The organism is Moraxella sp. CTOTU48717 (assembly GCF_032057165.1).
GTDB classification, from domain to species: Bacteria; Pseudomonadota; Gammaproteobacteria; order Pseudomonadales; family Moraxellaceae; genus Faucicola; species Faucicola tetraodonis.
This window is the reverse complement of sequence record NZ_DAMBBC010000016.1, coordinates 48433-57297: the sequence shown is the minus strand read 5'-3', so window position 1 is coordinate 57297 and position 8865 is coordinate 48433. Positions and strand designations below refer to the sequence as shown.

Genomic DNA, 8865 nt, shown 5'->3' with positions numbered 1-8865 from the left:
GTTGAGTATGCCATTTTGTTATTGTAGCACTTCTAGATTTCTTTAACTATATATAAAGGTGACAGATAGCATAAGACAAGTCAGATTGGATGCGATAAATTAAGCCCGGCAGTCATTTTCTCCTGCAAAAATATTAGGTGGTTAAACGGTTAATCTATTATACTAAGTAGTATTTTTTCTGAATTCATATAACGATTCATTATATGTTAAAATCAAGAAAACCATTGATAACATTGCCAGCCTGTGCCAGCAATTATTTGATGAACTGATAATCAAAGGCTAACCTTCCCAATCACTAGCCTTGCAAAAATCATCGTGATACGACTTATGTGTATTGTCAGATGTAAGCTGATAAACCGCATTTTTTAACCCAATGCGCACAAGTTTAAGTAAGTTGTCATCACTGAATTTTATTTTTCTAAGGAGTTTGTATGCAAGACATCGAACGCGAGCAAATGGAGTTTGACGTAGTTATCGTAGGTGGCGGACCTTCAGGTCTATCTGCGGCAATTCGTCTACGTCAACTTGCCATTGCTGCTGGCAATCCTGATTTTAGCGTGTGTATCGTTGAGAAAGGGTCAGAATTTGGTGCCCATATCTTATCAGGTGCGGTCATGGAGCCTAATGCACTGACTGAACTGATTCCTGATTGGAAAGAAAAAGGTGCGCCCGTTCGCGTGCAAACCAAAGGTGACCGCGTCTATATGCTCAAAAATGAGACCAAATACCGCGAATTGCCAGAAAAAATCGTCCCAAGCTTGATGCACAACCACGGCAACTATATTATCTCATTGGGTAACCTTGTACGTTGGTTAGCTACCCAAGCCGAAGAGCTTGAAGTGATGATGTTCCCAGGTTTTTCTGCCGCTGAAATTCTCTACAACGAAGATGGTTCTGTTCGTGGCGTATTGACAGGTGACATGGGCGTCAATGCCGAAGGTCAACCAAAATCAGGCTATGAGCCAGGCTATGAGCTACTGGCGAAATACACCATTTTTGCTGAAGGTTGCCGTGGTCACTTAGGTAAACGCTTAATCAGCCGTTTTAACCTATCAGAAGGCAAAGACCCGCAGCACTACGGTATTGGCTTAAAAGAGCTTTGGGAAATTGACCCTGCCAAACACCAAGAAGGCATGGTGCTGCACGGTTCAGGTTGGCCACTTAGCGAGACGCATAGTAATGGTGGTTGGTGGTTATACTTTGATGAAAACAACCAAGTGTCATTTGGTATGGTGATTGACTTGTCTTATCACAACCCTTACTTATCGCCATTTGATGAGTTACAACGTCTAAAAACCCACCCGCTCATTCGCAATATTTTAGAAGGCGGTAAACGCTTATCTTACGGTGCGCGTGCCTTGACCAAAGGCGGTTTAAATTCATTACCAAAACTGTATTTTGCCGGTGGTGTGTTAGTGGGTGACGATGCAGGTTTCCTAAACCCAGCAAAAATCAAAGGTACTCATACCGCCATCAAATCAGGTATGTTAGCCGCGGAAGCCGTGTATGAAGCGATTGCTGCCGGCCGTCAACATGACGAAGTGCCAACCTATGAGCAGAAATTCAAAGCATCATGGCTCTACAACGACATGTACCAAGCGCGTAACTTCGCAAATGCGATGCACCGCATGGGTATCTGGATGGGCGGTGCGTTCAACTTCCTAGAGCAAAATATATTTAAGGGTAAAATGCCACTGACTATTCGTGACAGAATGCCAGACTACGATGTGCTTGAGCGCGCAGACCACGCTTATATCCCTGAGTATCCAAAACCCGATGGTAAGCTGACCTTTGATAAATTATCTTCTGTGTTTATCTCCAATACCAACCACGCTGAAGATCAACCGTGTCACCTAAAATTAACCGATCCAGAGGTACCAATTAAGCGTAACCTCAAAATCTTTGCTGAGCCTGCACAGCGTTACTGCCCAGCAGGGGTATATGAAGTGGTGCAAAGTGACAGCGGCGCAAAATTTGTAATCAACTCACAAAACTGTGTGCACTGTAAAACTTGCGATATCAAAGACCCCTCACAAAACATCACGTGGGTCACGCCAGAAGGTGGTGGTGGTCCAAACTACCCAAATATGTAATGATGTATCAAAAAAAGCCGCTAACGTTAGCGGCTTTTTTACTGGGTTTTGTCAAACTTGTTTAAACCAAATAAGGCTCACCCACTTTGACACGCATGGTTTTACCAACACTGCTTGAATAAGTGGGTTTGGTGATATCACTGACAAACACCCAGTCGCTGGTGCATTGCTCAGGGGTGACTGTCACAATCATATAACCGCGCTGAGAGGTGTCACACCATTTTAACGTACCGCCTTTGACCAACATGGGTAACCCCAGCGATAGCTGTTTTGGGTCAACTGTCGCTAAGTATTCTTCAAAACCTGGCGATGTCACTGATTGTACCGCAAATTCCACCCCGACGGGTTCACCTTTGACATTGACTAGATTATTTGCCCAAGCGTTATGGGTATCGCCTGCCAATACCACTAAGTTTTTTTGCATAGCGTTGGCAATACCATAAATCATCTCGCGTGCCACCGCGTAACCATCCCACGCATCTAGGTTATAAGGAATGAATGGGGCTTGCTGCAATTGTTGTACCATACTCTGCTCTTGCGGCGTCAAGGTCGTGGGCGCGGTCTGCGCTTTTTGCATTAGGGTCAGATAAGTGACGGCATCTACCCCCAAGGCAGGGTTCATAAAGTTGAGCAGTACGGGGGCAGGAATAAACATCTGCCCCATCACCACTTGCTGACCCAGAATTTGCCAAGTCGACTTTGACGCTTGCAATTGACCTGCCAGCCAATTTTGTTGGGGCAAACCAATCAATTGGCGACTGGTATCTCGCATTGCTGCGGTGAATTTCGTGCCATCCAAGGTGAGCTGACCATTGGCATCTTTAACTAAAAAATTATTGTAATCTAGCTGTTTGTCCCGGGCAATAACACGGGTGTCTAGCATATGCAGACTGAGTAAATTACCAAAATCAAAACTGCGATAAATTTGCGTCATCACACTATTACGCGTGGGCATCCATTCATGATAGGCTTTCATGGCGTCCATTTTGCGCTGATTCCAATCGCCTTCATTGGATTGGTGGTTTTCGGCACCCGCTTTATAAGCATCATTACTAATCTCGTGGTCGTCCCATACCGCAATCATTGGCATGGCGGCATGTACAGCTTGCAAATCTTTATCGGTACGATATTGGGCATAGCGCAAGCGATAGCCAGTAATGGTGAGCAATTCTTCCACTGGGATGACTTCGCGCTTGAGCTGTGCGGCCTGGCTTGAAGCATAAGCAGGCACCGTTTTACCTTGGTCATCGATGGTATGACGACCATATTCATAGATATAATCACCTAAGTGCAGCAGCACATCGACATCGCTGCGCTTGGCAATATCGGCATACGCATGAAAATACCCTGCAGGATAGTTTGAACAGCTCACCACCGCAAGTTTCACTTGACTGACATTCGTGACAGGTAGGGTTTTGGTTTTGCCAATCGGACTGGTGACACCACCACATATAAATCGATAAAAGTAAGGCGTATTTGGCTGTAAACCCGTGGCATCCACTTTAACCGTATAATCCTGCCCACCGTTTGTTTTGTTCATGCCTTTATTGATGATAGTATTAAACGTATTATCACTGGCAATTTGCCATTCGACATCAAGGCTGCTGCCACTGTTCGTCGGTGTCACACGAGTCCATAAAATCACTTTGTCAGCAAGCGGGTCGCCACTGGCTACGCCATGTAAAAAGCTAACTTGCGCTGTGTTATCATTATCATCATTGTCATTATTACAGCCCACTAGCATCATTGATGCACCTGCGACAGTCGCAAGCGATGTTGATTGTAAAAAACGGCGACGGTTGATAGCTGGGGTTGATGGTTGGGTGTCTTTAAGCAAATTGTGAATAGGAGAAGTTTGCTCAGCAGGCGGTTTGGTCATGGGGTTTCCTCTAGATAAGGCAAAGCAACAATATGAAAAGTCAAATCGTGATAAAAAGATACGCTATCGCTAGGAAACATTAGCTGACTAAGGTGACAACCGTATGACGATTGAATGAACAATTAACGGCAAATTTTAGCCAATAAAAAAGCTGACCGAAGTCAGCTTTTGCGCAGTCAAAAATCTATGTCATAAAACATACAGGCAATAAAACTAGGCATAATACCTAGTCGCTTATCAATACTAGTAGCTAAATACCTGCAGCCGCTTTAAATGCAGCTTCATCAAAGTCGTCACCATGGGTCACAACGATGGTACCATTAGGGTTAATGTTGACAAATTTGACCCCTTTGATGTCTTCGGTTTTTTTGATGATTTCATCAGCAGTGGCTTGGTCTGCGATAGGTAAATCGTATTTAGTTTGTGGCATAACAGGTATCCTTCATATTGATAATTCTATATTAATAAATAACAGTAATATTGCGCAATGGATAAAAAATTAATTAAAACCAATAGTTACGATAGTTAAGTCAGTGTTAATTAATCAATAAGTACATAGGGTATAACATAACAAAAAATTGCAGGTGTGAATAGTCGCTTTATCCGTAAAAACAACGCTCTATCAGAATTCAAGCGCCTACTATGCGCTATCATGCGTTAATGTATTTGATGGCATCGGGTGTCCAATGGCTGATATATTGCTGCACTTGTGATTTGCGATTTTCATCAGCAATTAGGTACTTAGCAATCGCTTGCGCCACGATTAGCAAGCTTTCATCCCTCGCTAGGTCACTGACATAGTAACTATCAAACCCCGTCTGCCGTTTACCCAAAAGCTCCCCTGCACCGCGCAGTTCCAAATCTTTTTGCGCAATCACAAAGCCATCGTTGCTATCTCGTAGCACATTGAGCCGCTCGATACCCGTTTCTGACAATGGCGTTTGATAAAGCAATACACAAAAGCTTTTTTGGGTGCCACGTCCCACGCGTCCGCGTAGCTGGTGCAATTGCGATAACCCTAATCGCTCAGCATTTTCAATCACCATCAGCGAGGCATTGGGCACATCGACCCCGACTTCAATCACGGTGGTAGCCACCAGCAAAGCAGTTTTACCCGCTTTAAAATCCGCCATGACTGCTTGTTTGTCATTCGGTTTCATTTTGCCATGCACCAAGCCAATGTTCAGATTGAGCCTGTCATTCAAATCAGCATAGGTCGCTTCAGCGGCTTGCGCATCAAGCACGGTAGACTCTTCGACCAGTGGGCACACCCAGTAAGCTTGTTTGCCTTGCTCGCAGTTGGCAGCGATACGTTCAATCACTTCATCGCGTCGGTCACGGCTTATGGTGACGGTGGTGATGGGGGTGCGGTTGGGCGGCAGTTCATCAATGATGGACGTATCCATATCACCAAATGCACTCATGGCAAGGGTACGCGGTATGGGTGTGGCGGTCATAATCAGCTGATGCGGTGTGGTATGCGCCAAGCCTTTATCGACCAGTGCCATTCGCTGCTCCACCCCAAAACGGTGCTGCTCATCGATAATCACCAAGCCCAACTTGGCAAAACTGACATGTTCTTGAAATAGCGCATGCGTACCGACCACGATTTGCACTTCGTTGTCTTGTACTTGTTGCAAGGCTTTTTCACGCGCTTTGGCTGTTTGCTTACCCACCAGCCAACCCACACCGATGCCAAGCGGTTCAAACCAGTTTTTAAAGTTATTAAGATGTTGCTCCGCCAAAATCTCTGTCGGTGCCATCACCGCCACTTGCCAGCCGCTATCAAGCGCATAGCATGCCGCCAAAGCTGCCACCAAGGTTTTGCCTGCGCCAACATCGCCTTGCACGAGTCGCAGCATGGGTACTGACGTTGACAAATCTTTGACGATTTCTCCCACTACCCGATTTTGGGCATGGGTCGGGGTAAAAGGTAAATTGGCTAACAGCCGATTGGCAAGCGCGCTTGTGGCATCGCAGCGCGGTGCTTTGTGCTGATAAAGTTGTTGTTTGCGGTACAGTAGACTCAGCTGGTGCGCGAGCATTTCTTCGATAATAAGCCGCTGACAGGTCGGATGGCTGCGATTTTTTAATGCCTCTAATACCAAAATTTGCTTGTTCAAATCGGTATAAATCGGTGGCTGATGAATAAAGCTAATGGCTTCTAGTAAGCTAAATGCCTCAAATGGGTTGTGGCTACCTGCCAGTAACGGAAACTGTTGGCTCAGCGCGCTTTGTACGATTTGCCACTCAGCATCACTAATAGTAGCCATCACAGGATTGGCTTGTTTAACCGTTTGCAGCGCAAGTCGAATCAAGCTACGCAGTTTATTTTGATGCAAGTTTTTGACCGTTGGATAAACAGGTATCAGCCCTGTATTGGTCAGGGGTTGATGTCCAGTAATAATTTCATATTCAGGGTGGCTGATTTGGGTGCCATACTTACTGATACTGATTTCGCCAAACACACGTAAGGTATTGCCCACTGCCATGGTTTCGGTCAGTCCACGATAGACTTTGAAAAAACGTAATGTTGTTTGCGCTGTCTTATCTTGCAATGTCACGCTTAGGCCCATCTTTTTGTTTTCGACGCGGACAACGGTTCCTTGTAGCAATGCCGATTGTCCATCGACGACATCACACATGTTGACCAGTCGGCTGCGATCTTCATAATCACGCGGCAAATGTAGCAACAAATCAAACACGCGCTCAATACCAAGTTGGTCAAGCTGTTCAGCGATTTTGCTACCTACGCCAGCAAGCGCGGTGACGGGGAGATTAAAGATGTCAGGTTTTAGCGTCATATTATAAAGTTAGCTTATCTGCCTATAATAAAAATAGCATGAAAAAACACCAAATTAAGTTAGAATACATAGCGACACAATTTACGCTTTATAACCGATGAACTCAACAAATTTATCATTTAATAATATTGCTGTTTTGATTGATGGCGATAATATCAATGCAAAAAATATTGAAAGTATTCTAGCTAAAGTCAGTACCCTTGGCACAATCGCCTGCAAGCGAATTTATGGCGACTTTAAACAAGGCAAACTAACAACTTGGGATGATATATCACTGAAGTTATTACTTGAACAAGTGCATATTCCCGCCTACGTTAAAGGTAAAAATGCGACTGATATCGCCTTAGCTATTGATGCCGTTGACTTATCTTATCTTGATTACGACTGTTTTTGTATCATCTCATCAGACAGTGACTTTAGCATATTAGCCAAAAACTTACGTACTAAAGGCAAGAAAGTGTTTGGCTTTGGCAAATCGACTACTGTAGAATCGTTTAAAGTCGCTTGCGATGATTATTTTGTAATGGATGATACAATACCGCCAGAGCCAAGCAATAGCGCGACCAAACCAACCCCAAGTCAACAGTTAACTGATACATCTTTTACTCAAAAGTTGGCTATGAATGAAAGTCCATCTGAGCCGCCTATCGCTCGCGTAATGCCGCAGCAACTAAAACAAGACACAGCTTTATTAAATGCCTGTCGGCAAAGTATCCAACATCATCGACAAAATAATGGTTGGTCAAATTTTTCCAACGTTGTCAGTTATTTAAATAGCGATTACCCGAAAATTTCGCCCAAAAATTATGGTTATAGTAAGTGGCGCAGCTTGTTTAATCAGATAGATTTATTTGAAACCCAAATGCAAAACAATCTGTTAATGATTCGGCAAAAACCGAGTCAAAATAAGACAAAAAATCTACCAACCGATGCGACTACGCTCATTCAAGAGCAAAAATTGCTCGATGATATTTATGAGATTTTCGCCAAACCCATAATCAAAAAATTATTGACTAAAAACCAAGGCTGGCTACATATTGGGCAATTTGGCAGCGAGCTTAAGAGTAAAGGCTATAACCCCACCCAATTTGGGGTTAAAAATTTTACCAAATTGGCAGAAAATATTGGCATTTTAAAAGTTAAAAGACAACCCAGTGTCATTATGATTGCTCTACGTACTTAGGCTTGCTATGAAACCGTTTTCTTTCTTTGCCTTGATAACTACTAGTATTTACTTTACGGTTACCGCTTGCACTAAAACGCCATTGATACCCACACAACCTACTAAACCATCCGTTCAACCATCAGCAAAACCCAAAATCGCCCTTGTATTAGGCGGGGGCGGTGCCAAAGGCTTTGCCCATGTCGGCGTCATCAAGGTACTGGAAAAAAATGGCATCACCCCTGACTTAATCGTCGGTACCAGTAGCGGCAGTCTAGTCGGTAGTTTATACGCCAGTGGCAAGTCCGCTAGCGAACTTGAAGACATCGCGACCCATGTTAGCAATAATGAATTGCTTGATTATAGCTGGAGCAAACAAGGCTTTATCGAAGGCATCAAATTACAAAACTGGGTAAATATTCAAGTCGATAATCAACCGATTGAAAAACTCCCCATCCGTTTTGCCAGCGTTGCCACCGATTTAACCACCAAGCAAAAAGCCGTCTTTGATAAAGGCAATACTGGTCTTGCGGTGCGTGCGTCCAGTAGCGTGTATGGCGTTTTTGTACCGCCACGCATCAACAATAAACGCTATGGCGATGGCGGTCTGACAAGCCTTGTGCCTGTGCAAACTGCCAAACAAATGGGCGCAGATATTATCATCGCGGTAGATGTTTCAAGCCCGCCAAAAAATAGCCATCCACAAGATTTTTGGGCGCTACTGGATAAGACATTTGCCGTCATGCCCAATCAAGCAAACGCTGCTGAAATCAAATGGGCGGACGTGGTGATACGCCCAGCCGTTGGTGATATTGGCACGACCAATACCGTAGCCAGAGAGGCGACGATAAAAGCAGGCGAAATTGCAACCTTAGCAAAGCTCAGCGATATCGAGCAAAAAATCGGCAAGTTTCAAAAATTGTAACT

Annotated in this window: 6 protein-coding genes; 3 read left to right on the top strand and 3 right to left on the bottom strand. The window is 44.3% G+C overall.

The features are described from left to right. Positions 1–431 precede the first annotated feature (431 nt). Positions 432–2093: an electron transfer flavoprotein-ubiquinone oxidoreductase gene (locus tag RT084_RS09870; RefSeq protein WP_007115862.1), complete on the top strand. Its 1662-nt coding sequence runs from the start codon at positions 432–434 to the stop codon at positions 2091–2093. A gap of 61 nt (positions 2094–2154) precedes the next feature. On the opposite strand, the gene RT084_RS09865 is transcribed toward RT084_RS09870, so the two are convergent. The 3 genes from RT084_RS09865 to recG form a co-directional block, all read right to left on the bottom strand. After that, a complete protein-coding gene (locus RT084_RS09865; protein WP_312386007.1) occupies positions 2155–3972 on the bottom strand; it encodes an alkaline phosphatase D family protein in 1818 nt (605 codons plus the stop codon). A gap of 250 nt (positions 3973–4222) precedes the next feature. Then, complete coding sequence (locus RT084_RS09860; RefSeq protein ID WP_101964595.1) at positions 4223–4402, bottom strand: hypothetical protein; 180 nt, start codon at positions 4400–4402, stop codon at positions 4223–4225. 220 nt (positions 4403–4622) lie between these two features. Beyond that, on the bottom strand, positions 4623–6776 hold the full coding sequence (gene recG, locus RT084_RS09855; RefSeq protein ID WP_313099658.1) for an ATP-dependent DNA helicase RecG: 2154 nt from the start codon (positions 6774–6776) through the stop codon (positions 4623–4625). A gap of 97 nt (positions 6777–6873) precedes the next feature. On the opposite strand from recG, the gene RT084_RS09850 reads away from it, so the two are divergent. Both RT084_RS09850 and RT084_RS09845 read left to right on the top strand, forming a co-directional pair. Next, entirely contained in the window at positions 6874–7959 is a 1086-nt protein-coding gene (locus RT084_RS09850; protein ID WP_313099655.1) for an NYN domain-containing protein, read from the top strand. A gap of 7 nt (positions 7960–7966) precedes the next feature. Further along, positions 7967–8863 (top strand): patatin-like phospholipase family protein, encoded by an 897-nt coding sequence (locus tag RT084_RS09845; protein ID WP_313099652.1) that lies wholly within the window; start codon positions 7967–7969, stop codon positions 8861–8863. Positions 8864–8865: the final 2 nt, after the last annotated feature.

Coding starts and splice junctions, on each gene's coding strand:
- RT084_RS09870 (WP_007115862.1), top strand. CDS start 432: ATGCAAGACATCGAACGCGAGCAAATGGAGTTTGACGTAGTTATCGTA.
- RT084_RS09860 (WP_101964595.1), bottom strand. CDS start 4,402: ATGCCACAAACTAAATACGATTTACCTATCGCAGACCAAGCCACTGCT.
- recG (WP_313099658.1), bottom strand. CDS start 6,776: ATGACGCTAAAACCTGACATCTTTAATCTCCCCGTCACCGCGCTTGCT.
- RT084_RS09845 (WP_313099652.1), top strand. CDS start 7,967: ATGAAACCGTTTTCTTTCTTTGCCTTGATAACTACTAGTATTTACTTT.
- RT084_RS09850 (WP_313099655.1), top strand. CDS start 6,874: ATGAACTCAACAAATTTATCATTTAATAATATTGCTGTTTTGATTGAT.
- RT084_RS09865 (WP_312386007.1), bottom strand. CDS start 3,972: ATGACCAAACCGCCTGCTGAGCAAACTTCTCCTATTCACAATTTGCTT.